Origin of the sequence: Pseudomonas sp. GZD-209 (assembly GCF_049310485.1) — a bacterium.
Classification (GTDB): Bacteria; Pseudomonadota; Gammaproteobacteria; order Pseudomonadales; family Pseudomonadaceae; genus Aquipseudomonas; species Aquipseudomonas sichuanensis.
On record NZ_JBMOWQ010000091.1, the window covers coordinates 1 to 16,354 of the forward strand.

The window sequence follows — 16,354 nt, forward strand, 5'->3', positions numbered from 1 at the left end:
GGGGTGGGTGGGGAGGTCGGCGATACCCAACCACTCCCCCACCCCCCCCCCCCCCCCCCCCCCCCCCCCCCCACGCTAACCAGACAGATCAGCCGCACGGCCAAACACGAATAACAAGGAAAACACCATGTTCCACAAAAGCCTGACCCTCTCCGATTTCGACCCTGTGCTGTCCGCCGCCATGCAGCGCGAAGCGCAGCGCCAGGAAGACCACATCGAGCTGATCGCCTCGGAAAACTACACCAGCCCCCAGGTGATGCAGGCCCAGGGCAGCGAGCTGACCAACAAGTACGCCGAAGGCTACCCGGGCAAGCGCTACTACGGCGGCTGCGAGCACGTCGATGTGGTCGAGCAACTGGCCATCGACCGTGCCCGCCAGCTGTTCGGCGCCGGTTACGCCAACGTCCAGCCGCACTCCGGCTCCCAGGCCAACGCCGCGGTCTACCTGGCGCTGCTGCAGGCCGGCGACACCCTGCTGGGCATGAGCCTGGCCCACGGCGGCCACCTGACCCACGGCGCCAAGGTGTCGTCCTCGGGCAAGTTGTACAACGCCGTGCAATACGGCATCGACGCCGATGGCCTGATCGACTACGCCGAGGTCGAGCGCCTGGCCCTCGAGCACCGGCCGAACATGATCGTCGCCGGCTTCTCCGCCTACTCCAAGACCCTGGACTTCGCACGCTTCCGGCAGATCGCCGACCAGGTCGGTGCCTATCTGTTCGTCGACATGGCCCACGTCGCCGGCCTGGTGGCCGCAGGCCTGTACCCCAATCCGCTGCCCTACGCCGATGTGGTCACCACCACCACCCACAAGACCCTGCGCGGCCCGCGCGGCGGCCTGATCCTGGCCAAGGGCGATGCGGACCTTGAGAAGAAGCTCAATTCGGCGGTGTTCCCGGGCGGGCAGGGCGGGCCGCTGATGCATGTGATCGCGGCCAAGGCGGTGTGCTTCAAAGAGGCCCTGGAACCTGGCTTCAAGGCCTACCAACAGCAGGTCATCGACAACGCCCGGGCGATGGCCCAAGTGTTCCTGCAACGGGGTTTCGACGTGGTCTCCGGCGGCACCGACAACCACCTGTTCCTGCTCAGCCTGATCCGCCAGGGCATCACCGGCAAGGACGCCGACGCCGCCTTGGGCCGGGCGCACATCACGGTGAACAAGAACGCCGTGCCCAACGATCCGCAGTCGCCGTTCGTGACCTCGGGCCTGCGCATCGGCACCCCAGCGGTGACCACCCGTGGTTTCAAGGTCGAGGAGTGCCGCGCCCTGGCCAGCTGGATCTGCGACATCCTCGAACACCTCGGCGATGCCGACGTCGAGGCCCAGGTGGCACGCCAGGTCGGCGAACTGTGCAAGCGCTTCCCGGTGTACCCGGCCTGAGCCCCCTCGAACCCAAGGAGTCACCCATGTCCACACAAGAACTCCAACACACCCCGCTGCACGCCCTGCACCTGCAACTGGGCGCGCGCATGGTGCCTTTCGCCGGCTACGCCATGCCGGTGCAATACCCGCTGGGGGTGCTCAAGGAGCACCTGCATACCCGTGAGCAGGCCGGACTGTTCGATGTTTCGCACATGGGCCAGATTCGCCTGCGCGGTGCCCAGGCCGCCCAGGCCCTGGAGGCGCTGGTGCCGGTCGACATCATCGACCTGCCGGTGGGCATGCAGCGCTATGCGCTGTTCACCAACGCCGACGGCGGCATCCTCGATGACCTGATGGTGGCCAGGCTGGCCAGCGACGAGCTGTTGCTGGTGGTCAACGCCGCCTGCAAGCAGCAGGACCTGGCCCACCTGCGCCAGCAGCTGGAGGGCCAGTGCGAGGTCGAGTCGCTGTTCGCCAGCCGCGCCCTGCTGGCCCTGCAAGGGCCGGCGGCGGCCAAGGTGCTCGGGCGCCTGGCCTCGCAGGTGGGCGGCATGACCTTCATGCAGTTCGCCAGCGTCAAGCTGCTGGGTGTCGATTGCTATGTCAGCCGCTCGGGCTACACCGGCGAGGACGGCTACGAAATCTCGGTGCCGGTGGAGGCGGCGGCGCTGCTGGCCCGCACCCTGCTGGCCGAACCCGAGGTCGAGGCCATCGGCCTGGGCGCCCGCGACTCGCTGCGCCTGGAGGCCGGCCTGTGCCTGTATGGCCATGACATGGAGGTGCGCACCACACCGATAGAGGCCAGCCTGGCCTGGGCGATTTCCAAGGCCCGGCGTGCCGACGGCGAGCGCGCCGGTGGCTTCCCGGGGGCTGCGCATATCCTCGCCCAGCAACGCGAGGGCGTGGCCAGCAAACGGGTCGGCCTGCTGCCCCGTGAGCGGGTGCCGGTGCGTGAAGGGGCCTTGATCGTCAATGCCCGGGAAGAGGTGATCGGCCGGGTCACCAGCGGCGGCTTCGGCCCAAGCCTGGGCGGGCCGCTGGCGATGGGCTACGTGCAGAGCGAGTACACGGCGTTGCAGACCGAGGTGTTCGCCCAGGTACGCGGCAAGCTGGTGCCGATGCAGGTGGTGCGCACACCCTTCGTGGCCCCCCGTTACTACCGCGGTTGAACAGGAGCCTGCCCATGACCCAGCCCCAGGCTGTCGAGACCAAGCCCCAGCCCCTGCAGGCCGGGGTGAAACTGCGCGGCGCCGAGAAGGTGGCGCGCATCCCGGTGAAGATCCTGCCCACCGAGGACATCCCGCGCAAACCCGAGTGGATCCGCGTCGAGATCGCCACCTCACCCGAGGTGGCGCGGGTCAAGGCGCTGTTGCGCAAGCACAAGCTGCACAGCGTCTGCGAAGAGGCCGCCTGCCCGAACCTGGGCGAGTGTTTCGCCGGCGGCACGGCGACCTTCATGATCATGGGCGACATCTGCACCCGCCGTTGCCCGTTCTGCGACGTCGGCCATGGCCGGCCGCGGCCGCTGGACGTCGATGAGCCGAAGAACCTGGCCATCGCCATTGCCGACCTGGGCCTGAAGTACGTGGTGATCACCTCGGTGGACCGCGACGACCTGCGCGACGGCGGCGCCCAGCACTTCGTCGAATGCCTGCGCGAGATCCGCCGGCTGTCGCCGGGCATCCAGCTGGAAACCCTGGTGCCCGATTACCGGGGGCGCATGGACGTGGCCCTGGCCATCACCGCGCAGGAGCCGCCGGATGTGTTCAACCACAACCTGGAAACGGTGCCGCGCCTGTACAAGGCGGCCCGGCCGGGCTCGGACTTCGAGTGGTCGCTGGATTTGCTGGAGCGCTTCAAGCAACGGGTGCCGGGCGTGCCGACCAAGTCCGGGCTGATGCTTGGCCTGGGCGAAACCGACGAGGAAGTGCTCGAGGTGATGCAGCGCCTGCGCGAGCACCAGGTCGACATGCTGACCCTGGGGCAGTACCTGCAACCGTCGCGCAGCCACCTGCCGGTGCAGCGCTTCGTGCACCCGGACACCTTCGCCTGGTTTGCCGAGCAGGCCGTGGCGATGGGCTTCAGGAACGTGGCGTCGGGGCCGCTGGTGCGCTCGTCCTACCACGCCGAGCAACAGGCGGCGCAGGCGGTGGGGTAGATCTCGTGCTGCATGGGCCGGCCGACACTGTCGGCCGGCCTGCGCGCTCAGCCCCGCAACATGTGCACTGCCAGGCCCGCCAAGGCACAGGCGAGCAGCACTTGAATCACCCCACGGCGCCAGCGGAACAATGCCAGCGCCGCGCCCGCGGCAATCAGCGCCGAAGGCCAGTCGAATGCCCCAGCGAAGCCGTTTGGCCACAGCACGTGGTAGCCGAAGAACAGCGCCAGGTTGAGGATCACGCCTACGACGGCAGCGGTGATCGCGGTCAACGGCGCCGTGAACCTCATTTCGTCGTGGGTGGATTCCACCAACGGGCCGCCGGCCAGGATGAACAGGAACGACGGCAGGAAGGTGAACCAGGTGACCAGGCTCGCCGCGACCGCCCCGGCAAGCAACGGATGCTCGGCACCGAACATCGGTTGCAGGTAGCCACCGACGAAGCCGACGAATGCCACCACCATGATCAGCGGCCCTGGCGTGGTTTCCCCCAGTGCCAGGCCGTCGATCATCTGCGTGGGCGACAGCCAGCCGTAATGGCCGACAGCCCCCTGGTACACGTAGGGCAACACCGCGTAGGCACCGCCGAAGGTCAACAGCGCGGCCTTGGTAAAGAACCAGCCCATTTGCGTCAGGGTGCCGTCCCAGCCGAATGCCAGGGTCAGCAGCCCCATGGACAACAGCCATAGCGCGGCGCCGATCATCACCAGGCGCAGCAGGTGCCGCCAGCGAAAGCGCGCATGTTCGGGTGGGGGCGTATCGTCATCGATCAGCGCCGGCCCGTAGTGCTGCCGGGCGGCGCCATGGCCGCCACCGATGACGAAGGTGCCGGGCGCCAGTCGCCCGCCCGCATAGCCGACGATAGCGGCCACCAGCACGATCAGCGGGAACGGCACATTCAGGGCGAAAATGGCCACAAACGACGCGCCGGCGATGGCCCACAACCAGCCGTTCTTCAGCGCGCGCGAGCCGATGCGGTGGGCCGCATGCAACACGATCGCGGTCACCGCAGGCTTGATGCCGTAAAAGATGCCGGCCACCACCGGCACTTCGCCAAAGGCCAGGTAAACCCACGACAAGCCGATCAGGATGAACAGCGACGGCAGCACGAACAGGGCGCCGGCAATCACGCCGCCCCAGGCGCGGTGCATCAGCCAGCCGATGTAGGTGGCCAACTGCTGGGCCTCGGGGCCGGGCAGCAACATGCAGTAGTTCAGTGCGTGCAGGAAGCGTTTTTCACTGATCCAGCGTCGGCGCTCCACCAGCTCCTGGTGCATGATCGCGATCTGCCCGGCGGGCCCGCCAAAGCTGATGAAGCCCAGTTTGAGCCAGAAGCGCAGGGCTTCGGCCAGGCTTATCGGTTGCCTGGGCGCCCGTGGTTGTTCGCTGATCGGGGTGCTGCCTTCACTCATTGTCGATGCCCTCGTGTGGCAAAACCGTCAGCAGGAGTCACCCACCTTCGGCTGCCGAGCGGCGCCGCAGTCGGTGGGGGTGCGCAGGACATTAATCGATATCCGCTCGAAGTCGAAAGCCCGGTTTCGCTGCCCGACCCACATCCCAGCAGCACCGGCCGCTGCGATTGGCCTGGGGGCGCGGATACCGTGCTTTTTTACGCTCTTTTTACGGCCGGCCAGATCGCTTGCAAGGATACTGGCCGCCTCTGCTGCCCGGTCCGCAGGGCCTCAGGCAGGTAGCCGGGGGCGGAGCGGGCGCCACGCGAGGTCGTCATGCACAGGGAGGGCAGGCGCTTTCCACCCGCCAGCCCAGAGACGTCATCCGTGAGCCAGAGCGTTACCGCTGCAACCCCAACCCATCCCGGCAAGACCACCGCTATCGGCACCCTCGTTGCCGCGGTCGGCGTGGTGTATGGCGACATCGGCACCAGCCCGCTGTACACCCTCAAGGAAGTCTTCGCCGGCCACTACGGCGTCCAGGCCAATACCGTCGGCGTGCTCGGCGTATTGTCGCTGGTGTTCTGGTCGTTGATCTGGGTGGTGTCGATCAAGTACGTGCTGTTCATTCTGCGCGCCAGCAACCAGGGCGAAGGCGGCATCATGGCCCTGACCGCACTGGCGCACCGGGCCGCGGCGCCCTATGCGCGCCTGGGCAAGGGGCTGGTGCTGCTGGGGCTGTTCGGCGCCGCATTGTTCTATGGCGACAGCATGATCACCCCGGCGATATCGGTGCTCTCTGCGGTGGAAGGCTTGCAACTGGCCTTCGACGGCATCGAGCACTGGGTGGTGCCGTTGTCGGTGGTGGTGCTGGTGGCGCTGTTCGTCATCCAGAAGCACGGCACCGCGCGCATCGGCATCCTGTTCGGGCCAATCATGGTGCTGTGGTTCGTCGTGCTCGGCGCGCTTGGCGTGTATGGCATCGCCCAGCGCCCCGAGGTGCTGCAGGCGCTCAACCCGGCCTGGGCGGTGCAGTTCTTCGTCGCCCACCCGGGCATGGGCGTGGCCATCCTCGGCGCCGTGGTGCTGGCGTTGACCGGCGCCGAAGCGCTGTATGCCGACATGGGGCACTTTGGCCGCAAGCCCATCGCCAGGGCCTGGTTCCTGCTGGTGCTGCCGGGCCTGGTGCTCAACTACTTCGGCCAGGGCGCGTTGATCCTCGGCAACCCGGACGCGGTGCGCAACCCGTTCTATCTGCTCGCCCCCGAGTGGGCCCTGCTGCCCATGGTCGGGCTGGCCACGCTGGCCACCATCATCGCCTCCCAGGCAGTGATTTCCGGCGCCTTCTCCCTGACCCGCCAGGCCATTCAGCTCGGTTATGTGCCGCGCATGTTCATCCAGCACACCTCCAGCGAAGAGCAGGGGCAGATCTACATCGGCATGGTCAACTGGGCGTTGATGGTTGGCGTGGTACTGCTGGTGGTGGGCTTCGAGTCGTCCAGTGCACTGGCCGCCGCCTATGGCGTAGCGGTGACCGGCACCATGCTGATCACCACCTTGCTGGCCTCGGCGGTGGTGCTGTTGCTGTGGAAAACGCCACGCTGGTTGGCGATCCCGCTGTTGCTGGGCTTCCTGCTGGTAGACAGCCTGTACTTTGCCGCCAACGCCCCGAAGATCCTGCAAGGCGGTGCGTTCCCGGTGATCGCCGGGGTCGCCCTGTTTGTGCTGATGACCACATGGAAGCGTGGGCGCCGGCTCATCGTCGAGCGGCTCGACGAAGGCGCGCTGCCGCTCGACCTGTTCATTGCCAGCCTGCAGTACCAGCCACCCCACCGGGTCACGGGCACGGCGGTGTTCCTCAGCGCCAGGCCCGAAGCGGTGCCGCACGCGCTGTTGCACAACCTGCTGCACAACCAGGTCTTGCACGAGCAGGTGGTGCTGCTGACGGTGGTGTTCGAGGACCAACCGCGGGTCAGCGTGGGCAAGCGTTTCGAGGTCGAAGCGTTCGGTGAGGGCTTCTTCCGCGTAAGCCTGCATTTCGGCTTCATGGAAGAGCCCAACGTGCCGCTGGCCCTGAGCCGCTGCCAGCGTGACGATCTTGAGTTCGCCGCCATGCGCACCACCTATTTCCTCAGCCGGGAAACCGTCATTGCCAGCAAGCGCATGGGCATGGCCAGGTGGCGTGAGCACCTGTTCGCGTTCCTGCTCAAGAATGCCAACAGCAACCTCAAGTACTTCCAGCTGCCGCTGAATCGGGTGATCGAACTCGGGACCCAGGTCGAGATGTAAGCAGGTCGGGCTCTGTTCAGTGCCCGACCAACTCCCCCAGCAAGCGTTGCTTGAAGCCCTGCAGCAGCGCACTGTCGCGCTGCCGTGGGTGCGGCAGGTCGATGCGCAGGTCCTCGCGGATGCGCCCCGGGTGGGCATCCAGCACGATCACCCGGTCGCCCAGGTACAGTGCCTCTTCGATGTCGTGGGTGACCATGATCACCGTGCAGCGCTCCTGCACCCAGATCCGCTGCAGCTCCTGTTGCAGCCGCACCCGGGTCAGGGCGTCGAGGGCGCCAAGGGGCTCGTCGAGCAGCAGCACCTTGGGCTTGTTCACCAGTGCCCGGGCAATCGCGGCACGTTGGGCCATGCCACCGGAGAGCTGGTGCGGGTAGGCGCTCTCAAACCCGGTGAGGCCCACCAGGTCGATGTGTTCGGCCACCAGGCGGGCCTTTTCGGCGGCGGGCAGGGCGTGGTTCTTCAGGGCCAGGGCGATGTTCTGCTGCAGGGTCATCCACGGGAACAAGCGATGGTCCTGGAACACGATGCCGCGCTCCAGGCCCGGGCCGCGCACCGGCTGCTGGTCGAGCAGGATCTGCCCTTGATAGTCCTGGTCGAGGCCGACGACCAGCCGCAGCAGGGTGGACTTGCCGCAGCCACTGGCGCCGAGGATGCTGACGAACTCGCCGGGGCGGATGTCCAGGTCGATGCCTTCAAGCACCGGCACCTGTTGGCCCTTGAGCGGGTAGCACTTGCTCAGGCCACGGATGGACAGCGCGCCGGTGGCGGTGCTGGGGTCAAGCTTGGGAGCGATGGCGTTCATGGTCGGGCCTTTCAAGGGGTCGGGTGGCCGCGCAGCAGGCGGCGGGCAAGGAGGGTGCAGAGCCAGGACATCACATAGCCGCACAGGCCGATGCACAGCACGCAGACCAGGATGATCTCCATGCGCGCGCCGGCCTCGGCGTTCATCATCAGGCTGCCCAGGCCGGCGCCGGAGGCCAGGAACAGCTCGCTGCCCACCGCCGTCACCCAGGCGAAGGCCAGGGCCTGCAGCACGCCGGCGGCTATGCCCGGCAAGGCGGCCGGCAGCAGGATCAGGCGCAGCTGCTGGCTGCGGCTGAGCATCAGCACCCGGGCCGCCTCGCGGTGCTGGCCCTCGACCTGGCGCAGGCTTTCGAAGGTGTTGAGCACCATCGGGTACAACGCCGCGAGGCTGACGATCAGCAGCTTGGCGCTTTCACCGTTGCCCAGCCACAGGGCGATCAAAGGGATCCAGCCAAGCATCGGCACCTGGCGCAGGGCGTGGAACAAGGGTGCGATCAGGCGGTTGGCCAGGCCAGACAGGGCCATCAGCGCACCCAGTGCGGTGCCAGCGACGATTCCTACGGCCAGGCCGATGCAGGTACGCAGCAGGCTCGCCCACAGGTTGACCAGCAGCTCGCCATTGCCCAGCAGTTCGGCCAGGGCCGCGCCCACCTGGGCCAAGGGTACGAAAGCGTAGGCGCCGGCAGTGCTCTGGCGCGAGGCATATTCCCAGGCGGCCAGCAGCAGTAACGGCAGCAGCAGGCCACGCAGTGCGTTCAGTTTCATCAGCAGCTCCTTAGCGGCTTTGCCAGCCGGACAAGCGTCGTTCGACCCGGCGCAGGCCGACATCCAGGGTGAAACCGATCACCCCGGTGACCACCACCCCGACCATCACTACATCGATGCGCAGCATCTGCCGGCCCATTTCGATCATCTGCCCCAGGCCGCTGTCGGCGGCCAGCAGCTCGCAGGCCACCAGCACCACCCAGGCGCGGGTCAGGGCAATGCGCAGGCCGGTGACGATGCCCGGCGTGGCGGCGGGCAGAGCCACGCTCAGCAGCAGGCTGTACCAGGGCAGGCGATACACCCGGGCCACTTCCAGGTAGCGCTGGGGGATGTGGCGCACCGCCTCGGTGGTGGCCAGGGCCACCGGGAAGAACACGGTCAGGGCGACAATGGCGACTTTGAACAGCTCTTCGATGCCGAACAGCAGCACGAACATCGGGATCAGCGCCAGGCTGGGGAGCTGGCGCAGGGTATGGAACAGCGGCGCGCAATAGGCCTCGACCCGCGCTGACAATGCCAGCGCCAGGCCGAAGCCCAGGCCCGCCGCGCTGCCAAAGGCGAAGCCCTGGGCCAGGCGCAGCAGGCTGAACGCCAGGTGTTCGGGCAGCTCACCACTGGCGCACAGTTCAGTGAAGGTCTGCCAGACCGCTGCCGGTGCGATCAGCAGGTTGGCCGGGAACAGCCCGGCGCTGGCCGCCCAGTGCCAGGCCAGCAACAGCAACAGCGGTGAAGCCAGGCCGCTCAGGCGGTAGCCGATACGCTTCATGCCACCACCTCCTGTACCTGCTGGCGTGGCTGCCGGCAGCACCAGGCCACCAGCAGCAACAGCGGGATCCAGCACAGGAACAGGTTTGCCAGGCCAGCGAAGTGGCTGATCGCGCCACCCAGCAGGGCGCCGCCGAAGCTGCCGGCCATCGATGCCAGGTTGAACAGGCCGGAGAGCTTGCTGCTGTCCTCGCGCCGCTGGCTCAGGCGAGCCATGTTGACCAGGTGCACCGTCGCCGTGGCCAGGCTCACCAGCACCGCCGCCAGCACCAGCCAGCCGTAGCCATGGCCCAGGCCGCACACCAGCAGGGCCGTGATCGCCAGCACCAGGCCCAGGGCATAGGCGCGGCCCGGGCTGATCGAGCGCAACACCCGGCCGAGGCCGAACAGGGCAAGCACCGCGAACAGCGCTTCGATCATCACCAGGCTCACCGCATGGCCCTGAGGCACGCCGCCTTCCAGGGCCAGGAGGATGATGAAGGTGGTGAACAGGCTGGTGGTGGCGCTGTTGCTCAACTCCACGGTGCAGCTCTGGCGGATGCTGCGCTCGCCCAGCAGCTGGCGGACCTGGACCAGCATGCCGCTGGCCGGGGCCGTGCGGCTTGGGCTGGCATCGCCGGCGCCCTCCCAGAAGCGCAGGCTGTACAGCGCCATGCCGGCGAAGCTGGCGGCAATCAGCATGAAGGCCAGGGAGAACGCGCCGCGCTCGCTGAAGGCATTGCCCAGCAGCGGGCCGAGCAGGCCCAGGCCCAGGGTCAGGGCGCCGCGGTACCAGCCGGCCTTGTCGGTGCCCAGGTGCTTGAGCTGGCGCAGGAAGCTGCCGTTCATGGCGACGATGCGAAACGGGATGAACAAGCCGATCAACAGCTGCCCCAGGGCCAGCCACCACCAGGCGGCATACAGCGGGATCGCCAAGTTGACCAGCATCGGCCCGAGGCTGGACAGGGCGTACACCCGGCGCGCGCCGAAACGGGCGATGACGAAGCCGGCGGGCAGGGTCAGGAACAGCATGCCCAGGGCCTCCATCGCTGCGATGACGCCGATCTGCCAGGCGTCGGCGCCCAGCGCCAGGGCGTACAGGGTAATGACGATCTTGGCCATGCCCACGGTGGCGCCGCTGACCAGCGCCAGCAGCAGGAAGCGCGGCAGAAAACCGCTTGCAGGGTGACTCATGGCAGCCAGCGCCCCAGGTCTGGCGTGCCCCAGGGCAGGCGCTGTTGCAGGTGCGCGGCGACCCGCAGCAGGCGGTCTTCGGCGTACCACGGGCCAACCAGCTGCACCCCCAGCGGCCAGCCTTCGCGGCTGAGCCCGGCGGGCAGGCTCAGGGCCGGGTGGCCGCTGAGGTTGAACGGGTGCAGGTAGTGAATCCAGTCGAAGTCGTCGTCCGTGCCGTCGGCGGCCAGTGGCGGCGCCGACAGCGCCGGCGTGAGCAGCACGTCGACGTCGGCGAACAGCCCCTGGATACGCCGCAGCAGGCGGGTCCGGGCGAACTGCGCGTGCTGCAGTTCATCAGCGCTCAGTTGCGGCAAGCGGGCGTCCAGCCAGCCGCGAAAGCTTGGGTCGAGCTGATCGGCCTGGGCCGGGTAGCGCTCGCCGAGGAAGCGGCGCTTGAGGGCCAGCACCGTGGGCTCGAAGGCAGCGCCGCTGTCGCTCAGGTCCAGTTGATGCTGCGCCACCGTGGCGCCGGCCTCGCGCAGGGCGTTGGCCACGCGCTCGCCGGCCTGCAGCACCTGGGCATCGGCCGGGCCTTTGCCGACCTCCGGCAACCAGGCGACCCGCAGGCCGCGCAGGTCGCCGTCGGCCCGGGCGGCGTCGCGCAGTGCCCGCCGGGGTGCACGCAGCGACCAGGGGTCCCTGGGGTCGGGGCCGATCAATACCTCCAGTGCCAGTGCGGCATCCGCCACGCTGCGGGTCAGGGTGCCCTGATGGCCAAGGGCGTTGAACAGGTCGAGGGCATGCACCTGGGGAATCGCCCCGAGGGTCGGCTTGATGCCGAGCACGCCGCAGCAACTGGCGGGGATGCGCACGGAGCCGGCGATGTCGGTACCCACGGCAATCGCCCCGGCGCCCACCGCCACCGCTGCCGCCGCGCCACCGCTGGAGCCGCCTGTGGTGCGGCTGGGGTCCCAGGGGTTGCGGGTGATGCCGAACAGGCGGCTGTCGGTGCTGGCCTTGGCGCCGAACTCCGGCATGGTGGTGGTGCCCAGCAGGATGCCCCCGGCGTTGCGCAGGCGCTGCACGCTGGGGTCGTCGGCGCTGGCGACGTGGTCGCGGTAGAGCGCCGAGCCGAAGGTCTGTGGCGCGCCGGCCACCGGGATCTGCTCCTTGACCGTGAACGGCACGCCCAGCAGCGCCGGTAGCTCACCCCCGGTGCGGTAGCGGCGCTCGGCATCCAAGGCAGAAGCCCGGGCGCGCTCGCGGTCCTGCCAGGTGAACAGGCGCAAGTGCGGGTCGATGGCGTCGATGCGGGCGAAACTCTGGTCGATCAGCTCGACCGGTGACAGCGCACCACTGCGCAGAAGGCTAACCAGTTCGGCGACGGGCAGCAGGGTCGGGTCAGGCATCGAAAGGCTCCAGGTCGGGGTGGCGGTCGGTGAGCGCGAGCAGGGCTTCAAGCTCCGCCGCCACTTTCAGCAGCGGGCCGTCGGCGTACCAGGGCGCGACCAGTTGCAGGCCCACCGGCAGGCCATCGGCGCTGAAACCGGCCGGCAGGCTCAAGGCCGGGTGGCCGCTGAGGTTGAACGGGTACAGGTAGTCGATGTAATGGCGCGCCTGTTGCGCGCCTTCGCTGTTGCCGGCCAGGCCCGCTTCGGCGGCGATGGGCGGCCGGGTCAGGGTAGGGCTGGCGAGGAAGTCGAAGTCTGCGAACAGCGCCTGGACCCGGCCAAACACTCGGTTGCGCGCTTCGCCGGCATCGCCCAGGGTTTGCCAGTCGATGTCGGCGCTGCGCTCCAGGCGCTGGCGGTACACCGGGTCGAACAGCGCGGCGTCTGCGGCCAGGCGCGGGGCGTAGCGGGCGTGGTGCTGGCTGGAAACCAGAATGCCGAAGCGCTCGGCATCGCCGTGCAGGTCGAAGTCGATACGGGTGACCTGGGCGCCGAGGGCACGCAACCGATCCAGAGCCTGCAGGCCAATGGCGATGACCTGTGGATCGACGTCCGGGATGGGCAGGTCGAGCCAGGCGATGCGCACCCCGTCCAGGCGCCCGTCTGGTTGCGCCTGGCAGGCATAGTCCTGGCTCACAAGGCCCAGCGACCACGGATCGCGCGGGTCGGCGCCGGCCAGCAGCTCCAGGACCAGGGCGTTGTCGGCGACCGTGCGGGTCAGCGGCCCGATGTGGGCCAGCTGGGCGAAGCCATCGACGGCTTCCACCACCGGGATCACCCCGAGGGTGGGTTTAAGCCCGACCAGGTGGCAGCAGGACGCCGGGATGCGCACCGAGCCCGCCACGTCGGTGCCCAGCGCCAGCGGGCCGATGCCGGCCGCCACCGCGCCGGCCGAACCGCCGCTGGAGCCGCCCGGGGTGCGCGTGGGGTCCCAGGGGTTGCGGCTGACGCCATGCAGTGGGCTGTCGGTGGTGGCCTTGGTGCCGAACTCCGGCATGGTGGTGATACCGACCACGATCGCCCCCGCAGCGCGCAGGCGCTGGACCGCGACGTTGTCTTCGCGGGCGTGGTGGTCTTGGTACAGCCGCGAACCGAAGGTCTGCGGCGCACCCGCCACACCGAGGTTGTCCTTGATCGACACCGGCACCCCGTGCAACGGGCCGACGCTGCGGCCCTCGCGGTAGTCGGCGGTGGCCTGGCGGGCCTGTGCCAGGGCGTGCTCGCGGTCGAGCCAGGTGAACAGGCGCAGCGTCGGGTCGAGCCGGTCGATGCGGGCGAACACCTGCTCGATCACCGCCAGCGGCGACAGTTCAAGCTGGCGATAGGCCTGGGTCAGTCCGGCGATATCCAGGTACAGGGTGCTCATCAGCGGTCTCCCGAGTCGGTGGTGGCATGGCTGCCACGGGTCCAGAAAATCACCCGCCGCTCAAGCCAGCGCACCAGTTGCGAACCGGCCACCCCGAGCAGGGCGAGCAGCAGCACGGCGGCGAACATCAGCGGCATGTTCATGTTTACCGAGGCGGCCTGGACCAGAAAGCCAAGGCCGCCTTGGGCGGCGAGGAACTCGGCCACCACCGCGCCGATCAGCGCCAGCGACACGGCGATCTGCAGGCCGGCGAAGATGTCGCCGGCGGCGGACGGCAGCTTGACGTGGAAGAACAGGTAGGCGCGTGACGCACTGAACGCCCGGCAGGCGTCGAGCAGGTCCGGGTCGGCGCGGCGGATGCCGGAGAAGGTATTGACGAACAGCGGGAAGAAGCAGGTGAGGGCGACGATGATCAGTTTTGACGTGTGCTCGAAGCCGAACCACACCAGGATCAGCGGCGCCAGCGCCACCTTGGGCGCCGATTGCAGGGCCAGCAGCAAGGGGTAGCAGAAGCGTTCGAACAGCGTCGATTCCGAGAGCAGGGCGCCCAGCAGCAAGGCCAGCGCCGAGCCGCACAGAAAACCGCCGAGCACCTCGCCAAGGGTGATCCACACATGCTTGAGCAGGTCGCCCTGGTGCACGCCCTGCCACAGGGCCAGCAGCACGTCGCGGGGTGAGGCGAGGATGTAGTCGGGCACGCCGAACAGGCTGATCGCCAACTGCCAGGCGAGTAACAGCAGCAGCGTCGAAATCAAGGGGTAGGCGAAAGCGGGAAGGCGGCTCATGGGCTGAAGTACCTGCGCAGGTGTTGGCTGAGTTCGATGAAACGCGGCGCGGCCAGGGTGTCGAGGGTGCGCGGGCGCGGCAGGTCGATGGTGAGGTTCTCGACGATGCGCCCGGGGCGCGCCGACATCACCAGCACCCGGTCGGAGAGGAACACCGCTTCGGCGATGCTGTGGGTGATGAACAGCACCGACTTGGCCTGGGCCTGCCAGATGCGTTGCAGCTCCAGCATCAGGTGTTCGCGGGTCATGGCGTCGAGGGCGGCGAAGGGTTCGTCCATCAGCAGCAGCTGCGGGTCGTGCAGCAGCATGCGGGCGATGCCGACCCGCTGCTGCATGCCGCCGGACAGCTCGAACGGGTAGTTGTCGGCGAACGCCGCCAGCCCGACCAGCTCCAGCACCTGCTCGGCCCGCGCGGCGGCCTGGGCCTTCGGCAGGCCGAGGGTCTGGGCCGGCAGCAGCACGTTGGCGCGCACGCTTTTCCACGGCAGCAGGTTGGGTTTCTGGAACACCACGCCGGTTTCGCGGCGTGGCGCGCTGATGGGTGTGCCGTCGAGCAACAGCTCGCCCTGGCTGGCCGGCAGCAGGCCGGCGGCCAGTTTCAGCAGGGTCGATTTACCGCAGCCCGAGGGGCCGAGGATGGAGACGAATTCGCCGCGGCCGATGCGCAGGTCCACCCCGGCCAGGGCGTCGATCGGGCCGCGCCGGCTGGCGTAGCGCACGCCGACGTCGCGGGCGCTGAGCACGCTGTCGGCCAGGTGGGGGAAGATGGCCTGGTTCATTGGGCCGCCTTGGCGCGGGCGTCGAGGGCTGCGCGGTCATAGTCGGTGAAGGACGCGGCCAACTGGTTGGAGAACAGCGCCGGCAGGTCCAGCGCGATGCCCTTGAAGTAGCCCTGGCCCTGCATGGCCGCCAGGTAACCGGTGATGCGCGGGTGGTCGAAGCGGCCCTGGCTGGCGGCCGGGTCGGCTTCGATCAACTGCAGGCGCCGGCTCAGCAGGGTGACCGCGTCAGCCTCGTTGTTGATCAGCGCGCCCTGGCTCGGCCGGGTTTGCGGGTACTGCTGCCACACCGCGCGCACGCAGAACGCCGGGTTGGCCACGCAGGCCCGTTGCCCTTGGTTGTAAGCGCGGCCGAAGCGGGCCAGCAGCTCGGGCTGCTCGCGCAGGGTGTCGGCATGGGTGATGAATACCCCGGCGCCCAGACCGCGGAAGGCGTCCGGGTAGTGCAGGCGGCGCAGCTTGAAGCCGGTCAGCTCGAACATGTCGTTCCAGCTGTCGTTGAAATTCAGCGCGTCGATGCGCTGGCTGCGCAGGGCGTGGAAGCCCGCGCCGAGCACGCCGACGGCGGAGAAGGTGAAGTCGCGTTCGCCGATGCCTACCGACTTGAGCACCGCGCGGGTGGTGTCCACTTGCGGCCAGTTCAGCGCCCCGGTGCCGACCCGCTTGCCCTTGAGGTCTTCCAGGCGCTGGATGTTCGAGTCAGCGGCGACGGCGAACTCGAAGGTCTGCGGCAGCAGGTTGTAGAAGAAGGCGATGGGCAGCGTCTTGCCGGGGTTCTGCTGGTAATAGTTGAGGATCGGCTCGGGCAGGCCCACCGCCAGGGTCACCCGTTTGCTGGTCAGGGCGGGCAGGGTGTCGGTGATCTCGAAGGCTTCGACGTCGAGGTTGGCGTCCTTGAACAGGCCCAGTGCCTGGGCGGCGGCGAAGGGCGCCAGGCTGACCACGTTCGGCGCCGGGCCGAGGCCGACCTTGACAGTGTCGGCTGCCTGGCTGGAAAGGCTGGCCAACGCCAGGGCGAGGGCACTGAGGGTGGTGCGCACGGTAGTCGGGGTCATGGCGGGCTTTCCGGGAATGTCTTGAGGCTGAGATAGCAGGTTGCATGCCAGGCCCTGTGGGTGCGGGCAAAGCCGCGCCGTTGCTGGGCTGTGGCGTTGGGCAGGGGTGGCGTTGGTGCGGGGTTGCTGCTGGGGCAGCAGGTGTCGGGCGCCGGGGTGTTGCTCCAGCAGCAGCGGTGGGAGCAACTGTCTGTTATTGCCTGTTCAGGCCTCATCGCTGGCAAGCCA

The 16,354-nt window shown here is 68.4% G+C and carries 14 protein-coding genes; 4 read left to right on the plus strand and 10 right to left on the minus strand.

Going from position 1 to position 16,354, the window contains the following annotated elements; genetic code table 11:
- The first annotated feature begins 127 nt into the window (after positions 1–127).
- The 3 genes from glyA to lipA are packed head-to-tail and all read left to right on the plus strand — an operon-like array spanning position 128 to position 3,521.
- Positions 128–1,381 carry a serine hydroxymethyltransferase gene (gene glyA / locus ACO6VM_RS11950; RefSeq protein WP_422403308.1) on the plus strand — a complete coding sequence of 418 codons (1,254 nt, stop codon included), beginning with the start codon at positions 128–130 and terminating at the stop codon, positions 1,379–1,381.
- A 26-nt stretch (positions 1,382–1,407) separates the two neighbouring features.
- Positions 1,408–2,532, plus strand: a complete 1,125-nt coding sequence (gcvT, locus tag ACO6VM_RS11955; RefSeq protein WP_401060403.1) for a glycine cleavage system aminomethyltransferase GcvT — start codon at positions 1,408–1,410, stop codon at positions 2,530–2,532.
- Between the two features lie 14 nt (positions 2,533–2,546).
- Positions 2,547–3,521 carry a lipoyl synthase gene (gene lipA / locus ACO6VM_RS11960; protein WP_401060405.1) on the plus strand — a complete coding sequence of 325 codons (975 nt, stop codon included), beginning with the start codon at positions 2,547–2,549 and terminating at the stop codon, positions 3,519–3,521.
- Positions 3,522–3,568: 47 nt separating this feature from the next.
- On the opposite strand, the gene chrA is transcribed toward lipA, so the two are convergent.
- A complete protein-coding gene (gene chrA, locus ACO6VM_RS11965) occupies positions 3,569–4,933 on the minus strand; it encodes a chromate efflux transporter (protein WP_422403309.1) in 1,365 nt (454 codons plus the stop codon).
- Between the two features lie 366 nt (positions 4,934–5,299).
- On the opposite strand from chrA, the gene ACO6VM_RS11970 reads away from it, so the two are divergent.
- A complete protein-coding gene (locus tag ACO6VM_RS11970) occupies positions 5,300–7,201 on the plus strand; it encodes a potassium transporter Kup (protein WP_422403310.1) in 1,902 nt (633 codons plus the stop codon).
- Between the two features lie 16 nt (positions 7,202–7,217).
- On the opposite strand, the gene ACO6VM_RS11975 is transcribed toward ACO6VM_RS11970, so the two are convergent.
- Genes ACO6VM_RS11975 through ACO6VM_RS12015 form a run of 9 tightly spaced genes read right to left on the minus strand, consistent with a single transcriptional unit; the run spans position 7,218 to position 16,126 of the window.
- Positions 7,218–8,003: an ABC transporter ATP-binding protein gene (locus ACO6VM_RS11975; protein WP_347151389.1), complete on the minus strand. Its 786-nt coding sequence runs from the start codon at positions 8,001–8,003 to the stop codon at positions 7,218–7,220.
- 11 nt (positions 8,004–8,014) lie between these two features.
- Entirely contained in the window at positions 8,015–8,770 is a 756-nt protein-coding gene (locus ACO6VM_RS11980; RefSeq protein WP_125858366.1) for an ABC transporter permease, read from the minus strand.
- Between the two features lie 10 nt (positions 8,771–8,780).
- Positions 8,781–9,536 carry an ABC transporter permease gene (locus ACO6VM_RS11985; protein WP_401060411.1) on the minus strand — a complete coding sequence of 252 codons (756 nt, stop codon included), beginning with the start codon at positions 9,534–9,536 and terminating at the stop codon, positions 8,781–8,783.
- The gene (locus tag ACO6VM_RS11990) at positions 9,533–10,708 is read right to left on the minus strand and encodes an MFS transporter (RefSeq protein WP_422403311.1); all 1,176 of its coding nucleotides are present in this window, start codon (positions 10,706–10,708) and stop codon (positions 9,533–9,535) included. The genes ACO6VM_RS11985 and ACO6VM_RS11990 overlap by 4 nt, the downstream gene beginning before the upstream one ends.
- Complete coding sequence (locus ACO6VM_RS11995; protein WP_422403312.1) at positions 10,705–12,099, minus strand: amidase; 1,395 nt, start codon at positions 12,097–12,099, stop codon at positions 10,705–10,707. Before ACO6VM_RS11995 ends, ACO6VM_RS11990 begins: the two co-directional genes overlap by 4 nt.
- Complete coding sequence (locus tag ACO6VM_RS12000; RefSeq protein WP_422403313.1) at positions 12,092–13,507, minus strand: amidase; 1,416 nt, start codon at positions 13,505–13,507, stop codon at positions 12,092–12,094. The genes ACO6VM_RS11995 and ACO6VM_RS12000 overlap by 8 nt, the downstream gene beginning before the upstream one ends.
- Positions 13,507–14,292, minus strand: coding sequence for an ABC transporter permease (locus tag ACO6VM_RS12005; protein WP_422403314.1), 786 nt, complete (start codon positions 14,290–14,292; stop codon positions 13,507–13,509). Before ACO6VM_RS12005 ends, ACO6VM_RS12000 begins: the two co-directional genes overlap by 1 nt.
- A complete protein-coding gene (locus ACO6VM_RS12010; protein ID WP_401060421.1) occupies positions 14,289–15,071 on the minus strand; it encodes an ABC transporter ATP-binding protein in 783 nt (260 codons plus the stop codon). The genes ACO6VM_RS12005 and ACO6VM_RS12010 overlap by 4 nt, the downstream gene beginning before the upstream one ends.
- Positions 15,068–16,126 carry an ABC transporter substrate-binding protein gene (locus tag ACO6VM_RS12015; protein ID WP_422403315.1) on the minus strand — a complete coding sequence of 353 codons (1,059 nt, stop codon included), beginning with the start codon at positions 16,124–16,126 and terminating at the stop codon, positions 15,068–15,070. The genes ACO6VM_RS12010 and ACO6VM_RS12015 overlap by 4 nt, the downstream gene beginning before the upstream one ends.
- Between the last annotated feature and the right edge of the window lie 228 nt (positions 16,127–16,354).